Annotated in this window: 22 protein-coding genes, 1 tRNA gene and 1 riboswitch; of the genes, 9 read left to right on the top strand and 14 right to left on the bottom strand. The window is 67.5% G+C overall.

Annotated features, from left to right (window positions below; translation table 11 throughout):
- Positions 1 to 6: 6 nt before the first annotated feature.
- Entirely contained in the window at positions 7 to 1,716 is a 1,710-nt protein-coding gene (locus FIV50_RS12340) for a helicase-associated domain-containing protein (RefSeq protein WP_140037690.1), read from the bottom strand.
- A gap of 10 nt (positions 1,717 to 1,726) precedes the next feature.
- Positions 1,727 to 2,002: a multidrug ABC transporter ATPase gene (locus FIV50_RS12335; RefSeq protein ID WP_140037689.1), complete on the bottom strand. Its 276-nt coding sequence runs from the start codon at positions 2,000 to 2,002 to the stop codon at positions 1,727 to 1,729.
- A gap of 139 nt (positions 2,003 to 2,141) precedes the next feature.
- On the opposite strand from FIV50_RS12335, the gene FIV50_RS12330 reads away from it, so the two are divergent.
- Positions 2,142 to 2,522 (top strand): cold-shock protein, encoded by a 381-nt coding sequence (locus FIV50_RS12330; RefSeq protein ID WP_140037688.1) that lies wholly within the window; start codon positions 2,142 to 2,144, stop codon positions 2,520 to 2,522.
- Positions 2,506 to 3,168, top strand: a complete 663-nt coding sequence (locus FIV50_RS12325) for a DUF3027 domain-containing protein (RefSeq protein WP_140037687.1) — start codon at positions 2,506 to 2,508, stop codon at positions 3,166 to 3,168. Before FIV50_RS12330 ends, FIV50_RS12325 begins: the two co-directional genes overlap by 17 nt.
- A gap of 70 nt (positions 3,169 to 3,238) precedes the next feature.
- Here FIV50_RS12325 and serC read toward each other — a convergent pair whose 3' ends face one another.
- Entirely contained in the window at positions 3,239 to 4,351 is a 1,113-nt protein-coding gene (gene serC, locus FIV50_RS12320; RefSeq protein ID WP_140037686.1) for a phosphoserine transaminase, read from the bottom strand.
- Between the two features lie 99 nt (positions 4,352 to 4,450).
- On the opposite strand from serC, the gene FIV50_RS12315 reads away from it, so the two are divergent.
- The 4 genes from FIV50_RS12315 to FIV50_RS12300 all read left to right on the top strand — a co-directional run bounded on the left by FIV50_RS12315 (position 4,451) and on the right by FIV50_RS12300 (position 7,177).
- Positions 4,451 to 5,152, top strand: a complete 702-nt coding sequence (locus FIV50_RS12315; RefSeq protein ID WP_140037685.1) for a metal-dependent transcriptional regulator — start codon at positions 4,451 to 4,453, stop codon at positions 5,150 to 5,152.
- Positions 5,153 to 5,441: 289 nt separating this feature from the next.
- Entirely contained in the window at positions 5,442 to 6,236 is a 795-nt protein-coding gene (locus tag FIV50_RS12310; protein ID WP_140037684.1) for a M23 family metallopeptidase, read from the top strand.
- Positions 6,237 to 6,564: 328 nt separating this feature from the next.
- Positions 6,565 to 7,062, top strand: coding sequence for an HNH endonuclease (locus FIV50_RS12305; protein ID WP_042539885.1), 498 nt, complete (start codon positions 6,565 to 6,567; stop codon positions 7,060 to 7,062).
- A 41-nt stretch (positions 7,063 to 7,103) separates the two neighbouring features.
- Positions 7,104 to 7,177, top strand: a tRNA-Arg gene (locus tag FIV50_RS12300).
- 4 nt (positions 7,178 to 7,181) lie between these two features.
- Here FIV50_RS12300 and FIV50_RS12295 read toward each other — a convergent pair.
- Genes FIV50_RS12295 through idi form a run of 8 tightly spaced genes read right to left on the bottom strand, consistent with a single transcriptional unit; the run spans position 7,182 to position 15,097 of the window.
- Positions 7,182 to 9,368, bottom strand: a complete 2,187-nt coding sequence (locus FIV50_RS12295; protein WP_140037683.1) for an MMPL family transporter — start codon at positions 9,366 to 9,368, stop codon at positions 7,182 to 7,184.
- A 47-nt stretch (positions 9,369 to 9,415) separates the two neighbouring features.
- Positions 9,416 to 10,303 carry a prenyltransferase gene (locus tag FIV50_RS12290; RefSeq protein ID WP_140037682.1) on the bottom strand — a complete coding sequence of 296 codons (888 nt, stop codon included), beginning with the start codon at positions 10,301 to 10,303 and terminating at the stop codon, positions 9,416 to 9,418.
- Positions 10,300 to 10,644, bottom strand: a complete 345-nt coding sequence (locus tag FIV50_RS12285; RefSeq protein WP_140037681.1) for a lycopene cyclase domain-containing protein — start codon at positions 10,642 to 10,644, stop codon at positions 10,300 to 10,302. The genes FIV50_RS12290 and FIV50_RS12285 overlap by 4 nt, the downstream gene beginning before the upstream one ends.
- Positions 10,641 to 10,982: a lycopene cyclase domain-containing protein gene (locus FIV50_RS12280; RefSeq protein WP_140037680.1), complete on the bottom strand. Its 342-nt coding sequence runs from the start codon at positions 10,980 to 10,982 to the stop codon at positions 10,641 to 10,643. Before FIV50_RS12280 ends, FIV50_RS12285 begins: the two co-directional genes overlap by 4 nt.
- Complete coding sequence (gene crtI / locus FIV50_RS12275; RefSeq protein ID WP_140037679.1) at positions 10,982 to 12,583, bottom strand: phytoene desaturase family protein; 1,602 nt, start codon at positions 12,581 to 12,583, stop codon at positions 10,982 to 10,984. The genes FIV50_RS12280 and crtI overlap by 1 nt, the downstream gene beginning before the upstream one ends.
- Entirely contained in the window at positions 12,580 to 13,485 is a 906-nt protein-coding gene (locus FIV50_RS12270; RefSeq protein WP_140037678.1) for a phytoene/squalene synthase family protein, read from the bottom strand. Before FIV50_RS12270 ends, crtI begins: the two co-directional genes overlap by 4 nt.
- The gene (locus FIV50_RS12265; RefSeq protein WP_140037677.1) at positions 13,482 to 14,573 is read right to left on the bottom strand and encodes a polyprenyl synthetase family protein; all 1,092 of its coding nucleotides are present in this window, start codon (positions 14,571 to 14,573) and stop codon (positions 13,482 to 13,484) included. Before FIV50_RS12265 ends, FIV50_RS12270 begins: the two co-directional genes overlap by 4 nt.
- A 2-nt stretch (positions 14,574 to 14,575) precedes the next feature.
- Entirely contained in the window at positions 14,576 to 15,097 is a 522-nt protein-coding gene (idi, locus tag FIV50_RS12260) for an isopentenyl-diphosphate Delta-isomerase (RefSeq protein ID WP_140037676.1), read from the bottom strand.
- Between the two features lie 77 nt (positions 15,098 to 15,174).
- Here idi and FIV50_RS12255 point away from each other — a divergent pair, with 77 nt between their 5' ends.
- Entirely contained in the window at positions 15,175 to 15,819 is a 645-nt protein-coding gene (locus tag FIV50_RS12255) for a MarR family winged helix-turn-helix transcriptional regulator (protein WP_140037675.1), read from the top strand.
- A gap of 1 nt (position 15,820) precedes the next feature.
- Here the strand turns inward: FIV50_RS12255 and FIV50_RS12250 are convergent, their stop codons facing one another.
- From FIV50_RS12250 to FIV50_RS12240, 3 genes are all read right to left on the bottom strand, one after another.
- Entirely contained in the window at positions 15,821 to 16,165 is a 345-nt protein-coding gene (locus FIV50_RS12250; RefSeq protein WP_140037674.1) for a histone-like nucleoid-structuring protein Lsr2, read from the bottom strand.
- Positions 16,166 to 16,203: 38 nt separating this feature from the next.
- Positions 16,204 to 16,530, bottom strand: a complete 327-nt coding sequence (locus FIV50_RS12245; RefSeq protein WP_140037673.1) for a DMT family transporter — start codon at positions 16,528 to 16,530, stop codon at positions 16,204 to 16,206.
- A gap of 10 nt (positions 16,531 to 16,540) precedes the next feature.
- A riboswitch (guanidine-III (ykkC-III) riboswitch) is annotated at positions 16,541 to 16,608 on the bottom strand.
- Between the two features lie 72 nt (positions 16,609 to 16,680).
- The gene (locus tag FIV50_RS12240) at positions 16,681 to 17,538 is read right to left on the bottom strand and encodes a LuxR C-terminal-related transcriptional regulator (protein ID WP_258184246.1); all 858 of its coding nucleotides are present in this window, start codon (positions 17,536 to 17,538) and stop codon (positions 16,681 to 16,683) included.
- 109 nt (positions 17,539 to 17,647) lie between these two features.
- Here FIV50_RS12240 and FIV50_RS12235 point away from each other — a divergent pair, with 109 nt between their 5' ends.
- Together FIV50_RS12235 and FIV50_RS12230 are read left to right on the top strand one after the other, a co-directional pair.
- Complete coding sequence (locus FIV50_RS12235; protein WP_140037672.1) at positions 17,648 to 17,995, top strand: DUF485 domain-containing protein; 348 nt, start codon at positions 17,648 to 17,650, stop codon at positions 17,993 to 17,995.
- A gap of 2 nt (positions 17,996 to 17,997) precedes the next feature.
- Positions 17,998 to 19,629: a solute symporter family protein gene (locus tag FIV50_RS12230; RefSeq protein ID WP_258184245.1), complete on the top strand. Its 1,632-nt coding sequence runs from the start codon at positions 17,998 to 18,000 to the stop codon at positions 19,627 to 19,629.
- Positions 19,630 to 19,665: the final 36 nt, after the last annotated feature.

Below are 19,665 nucleotides of genomic sequence, written 5' to 3'. Positions count from 1 at the left end.
TCCAGTTTACTGGGGTATCACGACGGCGGCGCGGATGCTCGACACCGGAAGCGTGCGTTCGACATCCGCCGCGCGATCTCGGCCGCGGAGGCGTCCTCCACCGAGCCCGGTGGCTTCGAGGATCAGCTCTCTCGTCGACCCGTCCGGCATGCCGACGCTGACGCGGAGCACCGCCTTCGCCCGGACCGCGGCGTCGAGCTCGCGGTCGAGCCAGGCGGCATCCGCGTCCGGCCCCTGATGCGAGCGCATGGCGGCGATGAGCGAGGAGTAGTCCGGAGCGGGGTCGGGCGTCGCCTCGGAGATCGGATTCCGTTCCCGGGCGATCGGGTGTCCCTCGTCGTCGACGAGCGTCGCGGGGTACCGTGCGTCCGTCAGCGCCCAGTAGACGGTGTCGCGCCCCACGCGCGTGGTCAGAGAGGCGACGTGTTTCGTGAGGGCCAGCGGCCGCAGTCCCTGGTCGACGGCCATCGCCTCGATCAGATGCTGGTCGCTGCTCTCGATGCGCGTTCGACCGGTCTCGGGGTCGATCGACACGCGAACCAGGCCGTGACGCTGCGCGGTCTGGGTGACGAGGTAGCGGAGCGGCTGCGGGATGCCGGTGAGTGAGAGCGATTCGAGGAACTCGAGGATCGACTGCTCGGTCTCGCCGGCGACGAGCGCGTGGGCGATCGATTCCGGGGTGAAGCGATAGGTGGAGGCCTGTGCTGCGGACTCTCTCGCGGCGATCGTGCGCAGCCGCACGTCGAGCCCGGGGGCGAGAGGGCCCGGCGAGATCGCGCTCAGGTCGTTCTGGAGGAAGATGCGATCGACCTCGTTCGGGAGGAGTGCGACGAGCGCAGCGGCGTCGACGCTCGCGCCTCGGCGGATCGATGCCGCCCATGCGGGTTCGCTGTCGCCATCGACGATGAGTCCGAGCAGACGAGCGCGCTCGAGCAGCGCGGCGGTGCGATCGGCCCAGGCGGGGTCCCACGGGTGCGCCTGTGCCCAGGTCATCGTGGGCAACCATCCGCTGTCTGACGTGCGCACCCCGCGAGGGAGAGCGTCACGGAAGCCCTCGACGAGCGCGCTCCACCGGTCCGCCACCGGCGATCGCAGCCACTCCTCGGTGCGCGGCGTGGTGCGCAGCCTGCGAGCATCGGGCGCGACGAGACCCGAGTCGATCGCGATCGCGATCAGTGCGTCGATCGACTCGGCGGTGACGCCCGATTCGCTGAGCTGCCGCTTCTCTCCCGCGCTGACGTTGCCGCCGGTGAGGAGGGCGAAGGGCTTCTCCCGCGCCAGCAGCAGAAGATCGGCGAGGGCGGAGACGGTCGTGAAGGCCCGCTCGGCCGCGTGGGCGGTCTCGGCGTCGGTCGCCGGCGTCGGTGCCGAAAGGCTGAGCGGAGTCGGCTCGGGGCGGTCCTCGACGGCGGCGACGACCGGAGGAAAGGGCGCTCCGTCGGGGCGCAGCAGTGCGAGGTTCTCGAGCGTCGCCCGGTGAGCGGACTGCTCTGCGGCAGGGGTGCTCGCAGCTGCGAGGAGCATCGCTGCCTCGCCGTGCGTGAGCAGGGGCAGGACTCGCGCGATCGACGCCGGGTCGAGGAGCGCCTCGGCGGCGTCGAAGAAGTCCTGCCAGCCGACGTCCGCACGCACACGCCGCGCTGAGAACAGAGTGGTGAGCTGCTCGTCGCTCGCGGCGGAGAGCCATTCGGCCAGCGGTCGGGCGTGCGTGCTCATGACGGATACCTCAGGGCCGCGATGCCGCGCGCCCCTTGCGGATGAAGCTCATGGCGAGGAGCACGATGATCATGACGAATGCGGCGGGAAGCCCCCAGTAGGGGATCGCGGCGATGAACGGCCAGGCGCCGGTGCCGAAGTCCTCCTGCTGCATGCCGACGGCGGTGCCGATGATGATCGCGAAGAAGCAGATGATGGACGCCGCGGCGAGTCCGAGTGCCGTGAACGCCAGGATGCGATCGATGCGGCGAACGGGAACCTCAGGTTCGGGACTCTTGGTGCTCATCCGTCTCAGCCTAGTCGCTGCGGGGTCTGACGGTTCCGCATCGTGACCTACGGATTCCCTGCCCGGCGACCGGTAGGCTGGAGGTGGTCGCACACGTGCGTCCGATCCAGCTCCACACCGACTCAGCGAGGTTTCTCCCATGCCCACCGGCAAGGTCAGGTTCTACGACGAAGACAAGGGTTTCGGCTTCATCGCCAGCGATGACGGCCAAGACGTCTTCCTGCACGCTTCCGCCATGCCCACCGGCGCGGCAGTCAAGGCGGGTTCACGCGTGGAGTTCGGTGTCGCCGACGGCAAGCGCGGCCTCCAGGCGCTGTCCGTGCGGGTGCTCGAAGCCCCGCCGAGCCTCTCGAAGGCGAAGCGCAAGCCGGCGGACGACATGGCGATCATCGTCGAGGACCTCGTGAAGCTCCTCGACGGGATGGGCGGCGATCTGCGACGCGGCCGGTACCCCTCGTCTGCCCACGGCCGCAAGATCGCGGCAGTTCTGCGCAAGGTAGCCGATGACCTCGAAGCCTGAGGTGGACCAGCGTCTGATCGACGCTCACGATCTCGCGCTCGCCGCGCTGCACGAGATCACTCCGCCGTCGACCGTCGGACCCGCAGCCGACTACATCCCCGAAGAGGGCGGCTCTGTGTCGCTGCGCTTCGAGAATCGACTTCCCGGCTACCCGGGCTGGTACTGGACGGTCACGGTCGCGCGCGTCGACGACGAGGAGCCGACGGTGCTCGAGCTCGAGCTGCTGCCGGGCGACGGAGCGCTGCTCGCGCCCGAATGGGTGCCGTGGGCCGAGCGCCTCGCCGAGTACCGCGCCCACCAGGTGGAGCTCGCGGCGCAGGCGGCCGCGTCCGCTGCGGACGGTGCGGACGCGACATCGGTCGACGACGAATCCGACGACGACGATGATCTCGATGACGACGACCTCGACGACGACGACGACATCGACGAGGACGAGCTCGCCACCGAGCCGCGCGTGCTGCATGCGGGCGACCTCGACGGAGTCGACATCGACGAACTCGATGACTCGGCCGCTGCGGACGACGATGAATCCGACGAGGACGATGAATCCGACGAGGACGACGAGGACGACGAGGACTCGGACGCGGACGACGAGGACTCGGACGACGAGGACTCGGATGACGAGGACTCCGACGACGAGGAATGACCCTCCGTTGAGACGAATCAGAGAAGGGGCCGCGTGCGAACGCGGCCCCTTCTCTCGTTGACTGCCGGCGTCAGGCGCCCTGCTGCTCGAGCACGTAGTCGAGAGAGCGAGTGAGCTGTCGGATGTCGTCCGGTTCGATCGACACGAAGGTCGCGACCCGCAGCTGGTTGCGGCCGAGCTTGCGGTAGGGCTCGGTGTCGACGATGCCGTTGGCCCGCAGGGTCTTGGCCACGGCCGCTGCGTCGACGCTGTCGTCGAAGTCGATGGTCGCGACGACGGGCGAGCGGTGGGCGGCATCCGTGACGAACGGGGTCGCCACGGCGGATGCCGAAGCCCAGTCGTACAGGACCCCCGAGGACTCCGCAGTGCGGCCTCCGGCCCACGACAGGCCACCGTTCGACAGGATCCAGCTGAGCTGGCTGTCGAGCAGGTGCAGGGTCGTCAGTGCCGGCGTGTTCAGCGTCTGGTTGAGCCTCGAATTGTCGACGGCGTTCTTCAGGCTGAGGAACTCCGGTATGTACCGGTCGGAGGCGGCGATGCGCTCGATGCGGTCGACCGCGGCAGGGGACACCGCGGCGAACCACAGGCCGCCGTCGGAGCCGAGGTTCTTCTGAGGCGCGAAGTAGTAGACGTCCGCCTGCGCGGCGTCGAAGTCGATGCCACCGGCAGCGCTGGTCGCGTCGATGACGGTCAGAGCGCCGTCTGCGGCCACGCGCTCGACGGGCGCCGCGACGCCGGTCGACGTCTCATTGTGCGGCCAGGCGTAGACGTCGACGCCCTCGACCACCTCTGCGGCCGTGCGTGAACCCGGCTCGGACTTGCGGACGTCGGGGGCTTCGAGCCACGGGGCTGCGGCCGCGGCGGCGAACTTGCCGCCGAACTCGCCGAACACGAGGTTCTGACTGCGGCGCTCGATCAGGCCGAAGGCCGCAGCATCCCAGAACGCCGTCGAACCGCCGTTGCCGACGATGATCTCGTAGCCCTCGGGAAGACGGAAGAGCGCCGCCAGCTGCTCCCGGACGCTGCCGACCAGGTTCTTGACCGGCGCCTGGCGGTGCGAGGTGCCGAGCAGTGTCGGAGCCGCGGCGAGCAGCGCCTCGAGCTGCGCGGTGCGCACCTTCGAAGGACCGCAGCCGAAGCGGCCGTCAGCGGGCAGGAGGTCACGGGGAATCTCGATCGCCATGCGTCGATCCTACGGCGTGAACCCCGAGCGCCCCGACCTCATGACGCCCTGATGTCCGCGCGGGAATGTAGGCTTGCCTAAGAAGACCCGGAGGGCCACATGACGGACTTGATCGACACCACGGAGATGTACCTCCGCACCATCCTCGAACTCGAGGAGGAGAACATCGTGCCGCTGCGTGCCCGAATCTCCGAGCGTCTCGGCCACTCGGGTCCGACGGTCTCGCAGACGGTCGGGCGCATGGAGCGCGACGGTCTCGTCGTCGTCTCCGAAGACCGCACCCTCGAGCTGACCGACGCGGGCCGCCGCAAGGCCGTCAACGTCATGCGCAAGCACCGTCTTGCCGAGCGTCTGCTCTCCGATGTCATCGGTCTCGACTGGGCGTACGTGCATGAAGAAGCCTGCCGCTGGGAGCACGTCATGAGCGAGCAGGTCGAGCGTCGGCTGGTCGAACTGCTGGGCCACCCGACCGAATCTCCGTACGGCAACCCGATCCCCGGACTCGACCAGCTGGGAGACACCCCGGCGCGCACCTTCGACGAGGGCGTCATCGGGCTGGTGCAGAAGCTGAACGCCGCAGGCGCTCCGATCGACGGAACCGTACGTCGTCTCGCCGAGCCCGCTCAGGTCGATCCCGAGCTGCTCGAGCAGCTCCGCGATGCGGGAGTCGTTCCCGGCGCGAAGGGCGACTACCGCTTCAACGAGGGGTACGTCCTCATCCAGATGGAGGGCAAGGCAGACGGACTGGAACTCCCCGTCGAGCTCGCCTCGCACATCTTCCTGGTCGGCGAACCCGCCTGACAGACCGATCCGATCGGCCCGAAATCCGCGTGATTCCGCCTCTCCGAGGATTGCCAGGTTCGTGGGGTGACAGGATCGTTATCTTCCGGTAACCTCGGACAAGTCGTCGAAGAAGCCCACTGACGACACCCGAGAGGACTCGCCTTCCAGGCTCGTCGACCTCTCGGTCAGACCGCACAACGTACCCGAGCTACATTCGTGCCACGAGAGCAGAGTGCCGACGAGCCAGCGCTACCCGAGCGCGCAGGCGCTGGAGGATCAAGTTTTGGCCAAAGACATCGAATCGCCCATGAAGACAACTGAAGATCGAGCAGTCGCACGCAGCTCTCGCAGCCGCGTCGACGCTCGCAAGGTCGTGAAGCCCTTGCGTTCGATCGCCATCTTCGGGGCCGTCGGTGCTCTCGTCGCCGCTGTCGCTCTTCCCGCCTACGCCGCGACGAAGCCGGCCGAGACGGCGACGACATTGCAGCAGATGGCTGCTGTCGACGCCCAGTCGCTGGTCGTCGCCTCGGATGCCACGTCCGCCCCGCTCAGCCGCGGCACGTTCACCGCCACGACCCCGGGCGAGATCGAGAAGAAGAAGGCGGAAGAAGCTGCCGCAGCCCGTGCGGCCGCTGCTGCCGCCTCCGTCGCGTCGACGTCGGGGACCAAGATCGACACGGGTCGCTACGCGCTGGTGTCGCCCGGCTCCGGCGAGGTCCGGTATCCGCTTCCCCAGGGTTCGTACAACGTCAGCCGCACGGTCGGCGGCGCCCACCAGGGTGCTGACATGCTTGCTCCCGCCGGAACCCCGATCTATGCCGCCGCTGCCGGTGTCGTGCGCGCCTCGGCAGAGAGCATCGGCGGGTACGGCGTCGCAGTCATGCTCGACAGCGTCGTGGGTGGCCAGCGCGTGCAGACCACGTACGGCCACATGATCTACGGCTCGCGCCAGGTCCAGGCCGGCCAGACGGTGGCCGCTGGCCAGCTGATCGGCTTCGTCGGCAGCACCGGGCGTTCGACCGCCAACCATCTGCACTTCGAGGTCTGGGTCAACGGCGGGCTCATGGAGCCGATCGCCTGGCTCGGAGCCAACGCGGGCTGATCGCCCTACCCACCTCACTTCCTCCCGGACACGCCTCCGGGAGTTCACCCGCAGTTTCGCCCTCGGGCACTCCTGATGGGTTAGCCTGAACCCGTTGTCGCACAGGCGGGAGAAGCTGATGGAGCGAATACCGAGCATCCGAACCATGGATGCCCTCGGTCGTCACGTCCTTCTGCATCGTCCGCAGGGACACCACGGCGTTGCCGTGCGTATGAGGCGCTGTCTGTAGACAGCGCCTTTTTTCGTCCCTGCGAACGCTTCCACTCCGTGCGGCTTCGTGTGAGTCGAGAGTGCCGGGAAGCCGTCCCGGCGGATCGAGAGGATGACGATGCGCACACTTGTACTGAACGCAGGATACGAACCGCTCGCGATCGTGTCGTTCAAGAGAGCCCTGGTCCTGGTCATGAATGACAAGGCCACCGTGATCGAACGCGTGGAAGACGACCCCGTCTGGGGCAGCCACGGCGTCTACGACCGCCCCGCCGTCATCGTCCTCTCGCGTTACGTGCGCATTCCCGCAAGCAGACGGGTGCCGGTGACCCGGCGGGGAGTCCTGCGCCGCGACAATCACCGCTGCGGCTACTGCGGCAAGGCGGCGTCGACCATCGACCACGTGATGCCGCGCTCGCGGGGCGGAGCCGATTCGTGGGAGAACCTCGTCGCCTGCTGCCTGCGCTGCAACAACACCAAGAGCGACCGCACTCCGCAGGAGATGCGCTGGGAGCTGCGGTTCGCGCCGCGTCCTCCTCACGGCACGGCGTGGACGGTGCGTGGCACCGAGCGGAGCGATCCGAGGTGGGAGCCGTACCTCGCCCTCGCGGCGTGAGCGGAAGGCGGGGGCGAGGCTTCCTCTAGAATGGAATCCTCGCCCCCGTAGCTCAGCAGGATAGAGCAGCCCTCTCCTAAAGGGCAGGTCGCTGGTTCGAATCCAGTCGAGGGCACCTCTCAGTCGCGACCGCTGCGCCACAGCTTCGACGGCCACCAGATCACTCGGCCCAGGTCGTAGGCGAGCGCCGGCACGAGCAGCGAGCGCACCACGAACGTGTCGAGCAGCACGCCGAACGCGACGATGAACGCGAGCTGCGCCAGGAACAGGATCGGGATCACACCCAGTGCGGCGAAGGTCGCAGCGAGCACGAGGCCGGCGGAGGTGATGACGCCTCCCGTGATCGAGAGCCCGCGGAGAACGCCCTCGCGGGTGCCGTGCTCGAGAGATTCCTCGCGCACTCTGGTCATCAGGAAGATGTTGTAGTCGATGCCGAGCGCGACCAGGAACACGAACCCGTACAGCGGCACGGCAGGGTCGGCGCCGGGGAAGTCGAACACGCCGTTGAACACCAGCGCCGAGACGCCCATGGCCGTGCCGAACGACAGCACGGTGGTGATGATCAGCAGCACCGGGGCGAGGATCGAACGCAGCAGCAGCATGAGGATAAGCATGATCACCACGAGGACCACGGGGATGATCAGGTTGCGGTCGTGGATCGAGGCATCGTTGGTGTCGATGGCCGTCGCGGTGACTCCTCCCACCAGCGCATCGATCTCGTTCAACTCTGCGCGCAGATCGCGCACGGTGGCGGCAGCCGCATCCGAGTCGGCCGCGTCGGTCAAGGTGCCCTGCAGCAGGACCTCGCCGTCGACGACGGTGGGCTCGGGAACAGGGGTCCCCGGAGGGCCGACCGCGGCCAGTCCGTCTTCGGTGACCGTCGCCGCACCGCTCGGTGAATCGGCAGCCGTCACCGAGACTCCGTCGACGCCGTCGTCGGCGAGAAGCACGTCGGCAGCATCCTGCAGCCGCTCCTCCGCGACGACCACGTAGACGGGGCTGCCCGAACCGCCGGGGAAGTGCTCGCCGAGGGCCACCTGTCCGTCGCGGGCTTCAGAGGCGCCGAGTACGAGGTCGGACTGCGGCACGCCGACGGCGTTGAGCTGCAGCACGCCGGAGGCGCCGGCGAGCAGCACCAGGGTCGTAACGATCCAGATGACGCGCGGACGCTTGGTGATCAGGTGCGCGAGTCGCGCCCACAGCCCCGTCTTGCGCATGCCGTGCTCCTCGGCGACGACCTCGGGCTCGAATTTCGGACGCCGGGGCCAGAAGACTGCACGGCCGAACAGCAGCAGCAGCGCAGGAAGCAGCGTGAGCGCTGCGAGCATCGCGAACACGATGCCGATCGCGGCCACGGGACCGAGAGTGCTGTTGGACTTGAGGTCGCTGAGCAGCAGGCACAGAAGACCGGCGATCACCGTGCCGCCGGAGGCGACGATCGGCTCGAACGAGCCCTTCCACGCCGCGAGCACGGCCGTTCCCTTGTCCTGGGAGACTCGGAGTTCTTCGCGGAACCGCGCCACCAGGAGCAGGGCGTAGTCGGTGGCGGCTCCGATGACCAGGATGAACAGGATGCCCTGGGTCTGGCCGCTGAGCAGCAGCACCTCGAACTTCGCGAGCCACCACACGACCAGCAGCGCCACGCAGAGCGCGAACAGGCTCGTCGAGAGCACGACGATGGGCAGCAGGAACGAGCGGTAGACCAGCACCAGGATGACGAGCACCGCGAGCAGGGCGACGCCCAGCAGCAGTCCGTCGATGCCGGCGAACCCGGCGACGAGGTCAGCGCTGAACCCCGCAGGACCCGTGATGTAGACCGTGACGCCGTCCGGAGCGGCTTCGCGCAACTGAGCGCCGAGCGCGTCGATCGCATCGGCGAGCTCCGCGTCGCCCTCGATGGGGATGAACGCCTGCACGGCCTTGCCGTCTTCCGAGGTCAGAGCGGGGGAGACATCCTCGCTCACACCCTCGACGGACGGCGCGTCGGCCACGGCATCCGAGATGGTCTGGACATCCGACTCCGAGAGTTCGCCATCGGAGACGAAGACGGCGATCGCCGGGATGGCGTCGCTGTCGTTGAACTCGCCGAGGAGCTTCTGCACCTGAGTCGCATCAGCCGACTCGGGCAGATAGCTCGTCTGATCGTTCGACGAGACCTCGTCGACCTTGCCGAACAGCGGGCCACCGAGCCCTGCCCCGACCAGCCACACCAGGATCAGGGCGACGGGGATGAGGACGCGCGCCCAGGAATGGCGCCGCGTGCGCTCTCTGATCGGCGGGGCGGGGGCGTGCTCAGGGCGGGACATCGGGTTCCTCTCGGGACGTGCAGGGCGGGGATCAGCGGTGGTGGGCGTCAGGAGACCCAGGCGAGGATGAGGATCATCGTCGCGAGGAACCCGGCGAAGTAGTTGAGGAAGATGAATCGACGCCAGGCGCGGTTGGTGCCCGCGGAGGTCTCGTCGGTGACGTTCCACCAGGGCGCCGCGTTCACGATGTAGGGAAGCGCGAGCGCGGCACCCAAGGGGCCTGGCCACGAGGTGAACAGCATCGCGACCCCGGCCATTGCCCAGAGCGCGATCGACAGCCGCACGGTCGCACGGGCTCCGATCACGGTCGCGATCGAGCCGATGCCCCCTTCGCGGTCGGGTGCGATGTCCTGCACCGCTCCGAAGGCGTGGGCGGCCATGCCCCACAGGAAGAAGGCGACGAGCACGATGACCGCCGTGGGCGTGACGGACGCTTCGGCCAGGGCGAGACCCACGATCGCTGGGGTCACGAAGTGCAGGCTCGACGTCGTCGAATCGACGAACGGCCGCTCCTTGAAGCGGAGCTTCGGCGCGGAGTAGGCGATCACGGCGAATACGCTGAGCGCCAGCCAGAACCAGGACGCGGGGTTTCCGACCGCGACGAGGTAGACGAGGAACGGCACGTTCGTCACGACCGCCGCCCACAGGGTGACCCGGTGGATGCGGGGAGAGAGCAGCGCCCCCTCGATCCCGCCCTTGCGCGGATTGGCGAGGTCGGACGCGTAGTCGAACACGTCATTGATGCCGTACATCGCCAGGTTGTAGGGCACCAGGAAGTACAGGGTGCCGATGATCAGCGTGAGGTCGATCTCGCGCGTGCTCAGAAGGTACGCGGCTGCGAAGGGGAAGGCGGTGTTGATCCAGCTGATCGGACGGGATGACAGAACGATCTGAGCGATGTCGCGACCGACGGAGCCGCGGGTCGATGAGGTCATGAGGGCTCCTCATCGGTGGCACGGATGCCGACACGGGCGCGTCGACGGGCGCGCAGCGCCGCCCACAGGGTCGGCAGCAGCACCGCCCCGGCGAGCGGATAGGCGAAGTCCTCGAGAGGCGCGAGGCCGATGTGCACGCCGAGCAGATGATCGGCGGAGTAGTGGAACAGACCCGTCGCGATCATCACCGTGTCGAACACGGCGGTGAGGATGAAGAGCACCGCGATCGTCGCGGCCATCGCGCCGAGGTGGGCGCGATACCGACCCGAGACGACGGACAGGACGACGGCCGCCACCACCGCGGCGCCGACGAACCACGCGGAGAGTTCGATGTAGGTCACTGCTCGACCTCGCTCGGGCGCCGGCTCAGTCCCGTCAGGATCCGCACGGCACCGGTGTAGACGACCATCGTGCACACGACGAGGAAGACGAGGAAGACGGGCTCCTCGATCGGCAGCTCGGGTGCGAGGACGATCCCTGTCGCGATGGCCGAGTCGCCGCGGAAGAAGATCCCTCCGGCGATACCCGCGACGTCCCAGACGAGGAAGAATGCGAGCCCGACGGCCGTGACGACGGCCGCGGTCACGGCGTCGCGCCAGAAGAACAGCCGGAATCGCCAGTCGAGCAGCAGCATGCATCCGAGTGTGACGACCAGGACTGCCGGATACACGAAGCCCATCACTCTGTTCCGCTCGGGGACGCAGCGGTGGCTGAGACATCGAGGGGTCCGCTGGAGTGGTCGCCGCGGATCCGCTTGAGGACGATCTCGGCACTGATCAGGCACATCGGCACACCGACTCCCGGAGCGGTCGTGGCACCCGCATAGTAGAGGCCGGACACCTGACGCGACTCGTTCTGAGCCCGGAACATCGCGCTCTGGGAGAGGATGTGCGCAGGCCCCAGCATCCCGCCACGCCATGAGTTGTAGTCCGTGAGGAAGTCCGCGGGACCCTTCGTCTCACGCACCACGATGCGCTCGCGCAGGTCGTCGATTCCGGCCCAGCTCGCGATCTGGTCGATCGCCGCATCCGCCGCCTGCTCGATCGCGGCTGATCCGCCGCCGTCGGAGCCGCCCGCTCCCAAGGCCGTGTCGGCCGGGATCGGCACGAGGACGAAGAGATTCTCGTGCCCTTCGGGTGCGACGCTGCTGTCGGTGGCGCTCGGCCGGCAGACATAGGTCGAGGCAGGGGAGGGGATCTCGGGCGCGTCGCCGAAGATGGCGTCGAAGTTGGCATCCCAGTCTTCGGTGAAGAACAGCGAGTGGTGCGGCAGCTCGGGCAGAGAACCGCGAACGCCGAGCATCACCAGCACGGCCCCCGGTCCGCTCGTCCGCCGCTGCCACCACGAATCGGGGTACGTGCGAAGGTGCGGCGGGAGCAGTGCCGTCTCGGTGTGGTGCAGATCGGCGCCGGAGACGACGATGTCAGCGTCTGCCGCGTGCGCGACTCCGTCGGAGTCGCGCCACTCGACACCCGTCACGGTCGGTGTACCTGACTGCATGCCGGTGCTGATCGCCGTGACGTCGGCATCCAGCACGATCCTGGCGCCCGCCTTCTCGGCCAGCTCCGCGATGCGCTCCACGACCCGCCAGAACCCGCCCTGCGGGTAGCTGACGCCCTCGTCGAGATCGAGAGCGCTCATGAGGTGGTACATCGCCGGCGCGGTGCGGGGGTCCGTGCCGAGGAACACCGCGGGGTATCCGAGCAGCTGACGGATCACCGGATCTCGGAAGCGTCGAGCGGCGAACGACTGCAGGCGTGTGCCCAGCAGCGTGAAGAGACGAGGCAGGGCTCGCAGCACCTCCGGCGTCATCAGCGTGCGCAACCGCGTGAACGGGTTGTAGAGGAAGTAGCGTTCGGCCATGACGCGTGCGTCGTGCGCCGAGTCGAGGTACGCGTCGAGCGCCTGCGCCGAGCCGGGCTCGCGAGACTCGAACAGACGGGACACGGCTGCGCGCCCGGTGGGCACCGTGACGGAGGGCGACGGGCGCCCGTCGGATTCCGGCGCCTGGAAGACCCGGTATCCGGGATCGAGCAGCGTCAGGTCGAGCTGATCCTGCGTCGAGGTGCCCATCATCTCGAAGAAGTGATCGAACACCTCGGGCATGAGGTACCACGACGGCCCGGAGTCGAACCGGAAGCCGTCGCGCTCGATCGTTCCCGCGCGACCGCCGACCCGACTGTTCTTCTCGTAGACGGTCACATCGTGACCGTCGCGGGCGAGCAATCCGGCGACAGCAAGACCGGCGACGCCCGCGCCGATCACCGCGACCCGACTCATCGGTTCCGCTCCATCGCCGTCACGAGAACCGATCGCGCGGCCAGCAGCGCCTTGACCGGATCGGGGACCCGCACTCGACGCTCGTAGAGGCTCGAGGCCGGAGTCTTCGCCACGCGTCTCGTCAGTGCGGCGAACAGTGCGTGGGCGCTGCGCACGGCCGCTCGCGAGTCTTTGGGGAGCAGGGGGATCGAGCGCGCCGCGTCGTCGAGCTGCTCGGTGATCGTGCGAACCCAGTCGTCGCGGTCGGCGTCCGTGAGCCGGCCGCTGTCGCCGAGATACCCGCGCTGCAGGCGCTCGGTGTCGTCTGCGAGGTCCCGCAGGAAGTTGACGTTCTGGAACGCCGCGCCGAGCTGTCGCGCTCCGTGGGTCAGGGTCTCGAGCTCGACGGTCGTGCGCCTCTCGTCTCGCAGGAACACGCGAAGGCACATCAGTCCGACCACCTCGGCAGAGCCGTACACATAGCGCTCATGCGCGGCCGCGTCGTACGCGGTGAAGTCGGTGTCGGACGCGATGTCAGCGGCCATGGAGTCGAAGAAGGGCTGTGTGAGATCCTCGCCGATCCCACTCTCCCTCGCTGTGCGCGCGAAGGCGTGCAGCACGAGGTCCGTGCTGTATCCGACGCTCATCGCCCGGTGGGTCTCGGCGACATAGGATGCGAGAGCGTCGGTCTGGGCGGACTCGTCGAGTCCTGCCTGTGCGGCGACCCCGTCGACGATCTCGTCGGCGATGCGCACCATGGCGTAGATGTTGCGCACGTGCTGGCGATGTCTCTCGCCGAGCAGTCGCGTCGCGAGCCCGAACGACGTCGAGTAGGTGCGGATGACCTCGGTGGATGCGGTGTCGGCGGCGCGGTTGAATCGCCCCAGACTCGCACTCGACGCGTCGTGAGGGGTCGGGCTCATGCCTGGCGTCCTTCGAGGCGGGACGCGGAGACCAGGATCGACCGCGCGGCGTCCGAGCTGATCTCGCCGGCGAGCTCCGCCTCGGACAGCAGCGCGTAGACCGCGTCGAGCTGATCGCCGATGAGCCCGACGACGAATCGCTCGGCTCCGCATTCGCGCAGCAGATCGCGCATCGCGGTGGCGTCCTGCAGACTCAGGTCTGCGGAACCGAATCGGGGCGCGATGCGCTCCCAGGTGCTCGTCGAACGGGCGAAGGCGATGAGAGCTGTCTCCTTGCCCTCCCGCAGATCGGAGAACGCGTCCTTGCCGTGCGTGCGGTGGTCGCCGAAGACGCAGAGCAGATCGTCCTGCAGCTGGTATGCGAGGCCCAGATGGCGGCCGACGGACTGCAGCGTCGCTTCGGCAGAAGCCGAGGATTCGGCGAGGAGCGCCGCCGCTCGCAGCGGCAGGGAGAACGAGTAGGTCGCCGTCTTGTAGACGCTCATGGTGAGAACGGTGTCGACGTCCGAGGCGATGATCCCATGGCTCAGCGCGACATCGGTGTGCTCGCCGGCGACGGTCTCGAGGATGGTCTGCTCGACAAGATCGAGCAGGCGTCGTCGCGCGGGCGCCGAGACCTCTGCCCGGGCGAAGCCCATGATCGCTGCCGAGAGCATCAGGTCGCCCATCAGGATCGCGCTGGATCTGGCCCAGTGCAGCGAGCCCTCCTCGGAGGTGCCCGGCGCGCCGGCCGCGAGCTGTCCGATCAGGTTCGGTCGCTTGCGGCGGGTGAGGTCTCCGTCGATGACGTCGTCGTGGAGCAGGAAGGCGTAGTGCAGCAGCTCGATGTGCGTAGCGATGTCGACGGCGGCCGTGGTCGCGCTCTCGTCGGCATCCGGGACCAGTGCGCGGTGGATGTCGAGCAGCAGCCTGGGGCGCACGAGCTTGCCGCCGAGGGCATGGTCTGCTGTCGCACGCCAGAGTGCCGCGAATTCGCTTCCGTACGCCTCGGCGTTCTCGCAGTGAAGGTCGAAGCGCTGACGCAGCACCGATTCGACACGGGTGTTCATGTCTTCTCGCGGCGCGGCCTGCGTCACGGTCACGCTCATGGTCACACCACCCCGAGGTCGCGGAGCTGGGGGAGCTGCTCGACGAGCCAGGGGCTGAAGGCGAAGGGGGCGCCGATGACGGAGTCGGCGAACTCCGCCGGGTCCACCCATTCCCACTCGGCGACCTCGTCAGGGTCGGGGGAGAGGGGGCCGTCTGCGATGGCGACATGGACGGGACAGATCTCGTTCTCGACGATCCCGCTGGCGTCGACGGCCCGGTAGCGGTAGTCGGGCAGCACCACGGACACGTCGGTGAGGCGGAGTCCGAGTTCGTCCTTGGCACGGCGATGCACCGCGTCCGTGATGTCCTCGCCGGGGCGCGGGTGACCGCAGAAGCTGTTGGTCCAGACACCGGGCCACGTGCGCTTCGCGAGTGCTCGTCGCGTCACCAGCAGTCTCCCGTCACGGTCGAAGACGTGGCAGGAGAAGGCCAGGTGAAGAGGGGTATCGGTCGTGTGGACGGTGTCTTTGGGGCGTGTGCCGATCGCGACTCCGTCTGCAGAAAGGAGGGTGACCTCATCCAACGGGGGAACCTCCTCGATTTTCGCTAGCTTAGCTAATAATCAACATAACATGAAACATTCGTGTGTAGCATGATGTCATGCGCGACGGACCCGACGCCACCCCCCGCGGAAGCGGCGCGTCGGGTGTGCTCTCGAGACAGGAGGCGATCTCGCCCGATGGTCTCGCGCACGCCGCGATCTACGACGTCGAGTCGGCGGATCCGCGGAGCACTCTGATCGACCGGTCAGGGGTCGCTCCCGAGGACCTGCGACAGATCGCGCTGGTCATGGGAGCCCTCGGCGAGCTCAGGGATGCCGAGCAGAAGCTGTCGCTCGCCTCTCGGCGCTACATGCGCCTGAACGAGACGGACATGCGCGCGCTGCACTATCTGATCGTCTGCGAGAACCGCGGTGCGACGGCCACTCCCGGGGGGATAGCGACCCACCTCGGGATATCGACGGCGTCGACGACGAAACTGCTCGACCGCCTCGAGAAGGGTGGCCACATCCGGCGTGCACCGCATCCGACCGACCGGCGTGCTCTCGCGATCACCATCACCCCGGAGACGCGGCAGGCTGCGATGGAGACGGTGGGTCGTCAGCAGGCCAAGCGCTTCTACTCCGCGGCGCGGCTGACGGCGGATGAGCGTGACGTGGTCATCCGATTCCTCTCGGACATGGCCAAGGAGATCACGCTCCGGGATGAGCCGTGGGCCCAGCCCGGAGTCGCGACCTCGGAGTGAGTCAGTGCGCGGCGTTGTACGCCTCGACGACCGGAGCGGGGATGCGGCCCCGCTCCGAGAGCGTGTAGCCGTTGTCGTTCGCCCACGCCCTGATCGCGGCGACCTCGGGGTTGCGACCGGCGCGCTTGCGAGGTGCGGCCGATCGCGCTGACACGGCCGAGCCTGCCCGACGCCCCGCCGAGATGTACGGCTCGAATGCCGCTCGCAATTCCTCTGCGTGCGCGGTATTCAGATCGATCTCGTAAGAGGTTCCATTGAGCGAGAAATGTACTGTCTCGCCTTCGCCCACGTCCAGGACGCTTCCGTCGATGTCATCGACCAACTGGTGCACAATTCTTCTTGCCATGGAAATGACAATACTCCCGATAAACGTGTTCCGAAGTGTTAATCGTGACCGGGGTCGATCAATTTCAGGCCGACGATGCATCCGACGAGTCCGAGAAGCAACAGGATCCGCGCCCAGGAGATCTCGCTGTCACCCGTGACCATCGCCCAGATGACGGTGAGTGTCACACCGATTCCGACCCATACCGCGTAAGCGGTGCCGGTCGCGATATCACGCATCGCGAATGCGAGCCCGATCATCGAGAGCGCGAGTCCACCCACGAAGATGATGCTGGGCCACAGTTTGGTGAGTCCCTCGGATTTGCCCAGGGCAGTCGCCCATACGGCCTCGAGGACTCCGGAGATGATCAGCACTATCCACGACATGACGGTCCTTTCGGACCAGTCTTTTCGCTCACCGGGTACTGGTCTGCCTCGTCCGGGGCCGGGGTTCACCGACCAGTATTCACGATAGCCGTCGGCGCTGGGCAGTGCCTGTGCAGCTCTTACTCGGCGATTGTCGCGCGTGCAGAAGGCTCAGGGGAGCAGCCCGGCGCGGCGCGCCTTGGCCACGGCGGCGTGGCGGGTCGACGCGTCGAGCTTCGACATCGCCGTTCCGAGGTAGGCCTTGACCGTGCCCTCGCGGAGGCCCAGCTGGCCGGCGATCTCCGCATTCGTCGCCCCTAGGGCCGCGCAGGCGAGCACATCGGTCTCACGACGGGAGAGATGAATGGTCGAGATCGGTCCGGTGCCCGTCGGCACAGCGTCCTCCGCGAGCATCACGAGACGCTGCTCCACCTGCGCGATCCGCGCGCGGAGCTCGGCATCGTCGACGGATGCCCCGATGCTGCGAAGCTCTGCGAAGCTCTCGCGCAGCTCCTCGCGATGGCGAGGCGCGACGGATGCGGAGGCCGGCGTCACCGCGCGCAGTCGTCGCTCCACCTCGTCGCGAACGCGAAGCTCCTCCGCCACCGACTGCGCGACCTGCATCGCCGGAGCGGTCGTCACGCCTCCGACGGGTGTCGTGTCCCAGGTGCCGGCATAGAGCACGCCCCGAGGGCGACCGCTCACGATGATCGGCAGAGCGAGCAGCGTCCGCAGCCCCTCTCCGAGCACGAACACGTCGTAGTCATGGGTGATCTGCTGCGAGGAACCGTAGTCGCTGGTCATCCGAGGGCGCAGCTCCATCATCGCCCGCCCGCCGAGACCACGCTCGGGTCTCACCCGCAGTCCGTCGAGGCTGCGCGTGCGATTTCCGACGATGCTGGTGACGCTGACGACGCCCTCGTCGACGAGTCCTCCGAAAGTGACGGGAAATCGGGTGCGCTGAGCGAGCTCGCGCACGGCTCTGGCGACGAGCTCGGTCTCTGATTCCATCGGGGTCGATGTGCTCACGACTACCTACTTTCGGGGGTGACGGCGCTGTCCCCCGTTTCGTAGCGTCGACCCTATCATTCGCCTGGGAAACCGGGGCGAGCCGCAGCACATGAGGCAAGGAGGCCCCATGACCGACCATCCGACGGCAGATTCGCCGGGAGCGATCGACTACATCGCTGTCGAGCAATCACCACGATTCCGCGAGTTGAAGAAGACGCAGCGATCGTTCATCTTCCCGCTCGCGGCGTTCTTCCTCATCTGGTACTTCGTCTACGTCCTGCTCGCCGCATTCGCGATCGACTTCATGTCGCAGAAGGTGTGGGGCGATATCACCGTCGGACTGCTCATGGGTCTCGGGCAGTTCGTCACCACCTTCGCGATCACGATGGGCTATGTCGCGTTCGCGAATCGCAGACTCGACCCGATAGCGACCGAGATCCGTGACGAACTCGAGAAGGCGCAGGCGGAGGCATGAACATGATCCACTCTGCAACCCAGGCGGTCGAGGTCGAGAGCAATCCCATTCTCAACATCTCGATCTTCGGTGCATTCGTCGCGGTGACGTTGTTCATCGTGATTCGCGCGAGCAAGAACAACAAGACGGCGGCTGACTACTATGCCGCCGGGCGCTCGTTCACGGGGCCGCAGAACGGCTTCGCGATCGCCGGCGATTATCTTTCTGCGGCGTCGTTCCTCGGAATCTGCGGAGCGATCGCGATCAACGGCTACGACGGATTCCTCTATTCGATCGGATTCCTCGTCGCCTGGCTCGTCGCGTTGCTTCTCGTCGCAGAGCTCATGCGCAATACCGGCAAGTTCACGATGGCCGACGTGCTGTCCTTCCGGCTGAAGCAGCGCCCGGTGCGCATGGCGGCCGCGATCACCACGCTCGCCGTGTGCTTCTTCTACCTGCTCGCGCAGATGGCGGGTGCCGGCGGCCTGGTCTCGCTGCTGCTCGGCATCGACGGCCGGGTCGGGCAGTCGATCGTCATCGCGGTGGTCGGCCTGCTGATGATCGTCTACGTCCTCATCGGCGGTATGAAGGGCACGACCTGGGTGCAGATCGTGAAGGCGTTCCTGCTCATCGGCGGTGCCATCGCGATGACGATCTGGGTGCTGGCGATCAACGGGTTCAGCCTCAACACGCTGCTCGAGGCGGCCGTGGCGAACTCCGACAAGGGCGACGCCATCCTCGGGCCGGGGCTGCAGTACGGTGCGAACCCGTGGGACTTCGTGTCCCTCGGCATGGCTCTCGTGCTCGGAACCGCTGGACTCCCGCACGTGCTGATGCGCTTCTACACGGTGCCCACGGCCAAGGAAGCCCGCCGTTCGGTGGTGTGGGCGATCTGGCTCATCGGCGGCTTCTATCTGCTGACGTTGGTGCTCGGGTACGGAGCGGGGGCGCTCGTCGGTGCGGATGTGATCGCGGCGGCTCCGGGTGGACCGAACTCCGCCGCTCCGCTGCTCGCGCTGTACCTGGGAGGACCGGTACTGCTCGGCTTCATCTCGGCGGTCGCGTTCGCGACGATCCTCGCCGTGGTAGCCGGACTCACGATCACGGCAGCCGCCTCGTTCGCACATGACATCTATGCGAACGTGATCCAGAAGGGAAAGAAGGACTCCGCGGGCAACCCCGTCGAGCCCGACCCTGACGGCGAGGTGCGCGTCGCCCGGCGAACGGTGGTCGTGATCGGCATCCTTGCCATCGTCGGCGGCATCGGCGCGCAGGGGCAGAACATCGCCTTCCTCGTGGCGCTCGCCTTCGCGGTCGCCGCCTCGGCGAATCTGCCGACGATCCTCTACTCGCTGTTCTGGAGACGATTCAACACGCGCGGGGCCGTCTGGAGCATGTACGGCGGTCTTGCGGCGGCGATCATCCTCATCGTCCTGTCGCCGGTGTTCTCCGGTTCGCCGACGTCGATGATCCCCGGAATCGACATCGTCCTGTGGCCGATGAACAATCCGGGCATCGTGTCGATCCCGCTCGGCTTCTTCCTCGGCTGGCTCGGAACCGTCACGAGCCGCACCAAGGAGTCGCCACTCCTGGCGGCCGAGATGGAGGTGCGCTCGCTCACCGGGTTCGGAGCGGAGAAGGCCGTGGATCACTGATCCGGCGGTGATGCGAACGTGGACCCCGACGGCCTA

It is taken from the genome of Microbacterium foliorum (assembly GCF_006385575.1).
GTDB classification, from domain to species: domain Bacteria; phylum Actinomycetota; class Actinomycetes; order Actinomycetales; family Microbacteriaceae; genus Microbacterium; species Microbacterium foliorum_B.
The sequence above is the reverse complement of the archived record's forward strand: the minus strand, read 5'-3'. Positions and strand labels throughout refer to the sequence as shown.

Coding starts and splice junctions, on each gene's coding strand:
- FIV50_RS12340 (WP_140037690.1), bottom strand. CDS start 1,716: ATGAGCACGCACGCCCGACCGCTGGCCGAATGGCTCTCCGCCGCGAGC.
- FIV50_RS12335 (WP_140037689.1), bottom strand. CDS start 2,002: ATGAGCACCAAGAGTCCCGAACCTGAGGTTCCCGTTCGCCGCATCGAT.
- FIV50_RS12330 (WP_140037688.1), top strand. CDS start 2,142: ATGCCCACCGGCAAGGTCAGGTTCTACGACGAAGACAAGGGTTTCGGC.
- FIV50_RS12325 (WP_140037687.1), top strand. CDS start 2,506: ATGACCTCGAAGCCTGAGGTGGACCAGCGTCTGATCGACGCTCACGAT.
- serC (WP_140037686.1), bottom strand. CDS start 4,351: ATGGCGATCGAGATTCCCCGTGACCTCCTGCCCGCTGACGGCCGCTTC.
- FIV50_RS12315 (WP_140037685.1), top strand. CDS start 4,451: ATGACGGACTTGATCGACACCACGGAGATGTACCTCCGCACCATCCTC.
- FIV50_RS12310 (WP_140037684.1), top strand. CDS start 5,442: ATGAAGACAACTGAAGATCGAGCAGTCGCACGCAGCTCTCGCAGCCGC.
- FIV50_RS12305 (WP_042539885.1), top strand. CDS start 6,565: ATGCGCACACTTGTACTGAACGCAGGATACGAACCGCTCGCGATCGTG.
- FIV50_RS12295 (WP_140037683.1), bottom strand. CDS start 9,368: ATGTCCCGCCCTGAGCACGCCCCCGCCCCGCCGATCAGAGAGCGCACG.
- FIV50_RS12290 (WP_140037682.1), bottom strand. CDS start 10,303: ATGACCTCATCGACCCGCGGCTCCGTCGGTCGCGACATCGCTCAGATC.
- FIV50_RS12280 (WP_140037680.1), bottom strand. CDS start 10,982: ATGGGCTTCGTGTATCCGGCAGTCCTGGTCGTCACACTCGGATGCATG.
- crtI (WP_140037679.1), bottom strand. CDS start 12,583: ATGAGTCGGGTCGCGGTGATCGGCGCGGGCGTCGCCGGTCTTGCTGTC.
- FIV50_RS12270 (WP_140037678.1), bottom strand. CDS start 13,485: ATGAGCCCGACCCCTCACGACGCGTCGAGTGCGAGTCTGGGGCGATTC.
- FIV50_RS12265 (WP_140037677.1), bottom strand. CDS start 14,573: ATGAGCGTGACCGTGACGCAGGCCGCGCCGCGAGAAGACATGAACACC.
- FIV50_RS12255 (WP_140037675.1), top strand. CDS start 15,175: ATGCGCGACGGACCCGACGCCACCCCCCGCGGAAGCGGCGCGTCGGGT.
- FIV50_RS12250 (WP_140037674.1), bottom strand. CDS start 16,165: ATGGCAAGAAGAATTGTGCACCAGTTGGTCGATGACATCGACGGAAGC.
- FIV50_RS12245 (WP_140037673.1), bottom strand. CDS start 16,530: ATGTCGTGGATAGTGCTGATCATCTCCGGAGTCCTCGAGGCCGTATGG.
- FIV50_RS12235 (WP_140037672.1), top strand. CDS start 17,648: ATGACCGACCATCCGACGGCAGATTCGCCGGGAGCGATCGACTACATC.
- FIV50_RS12230 (WP_258184245.1), top strand. CDS start 17,998: ATGATCCACTCTGCAACCCAGGCGGTCGAGGTCGAGAGCAATCCCATT.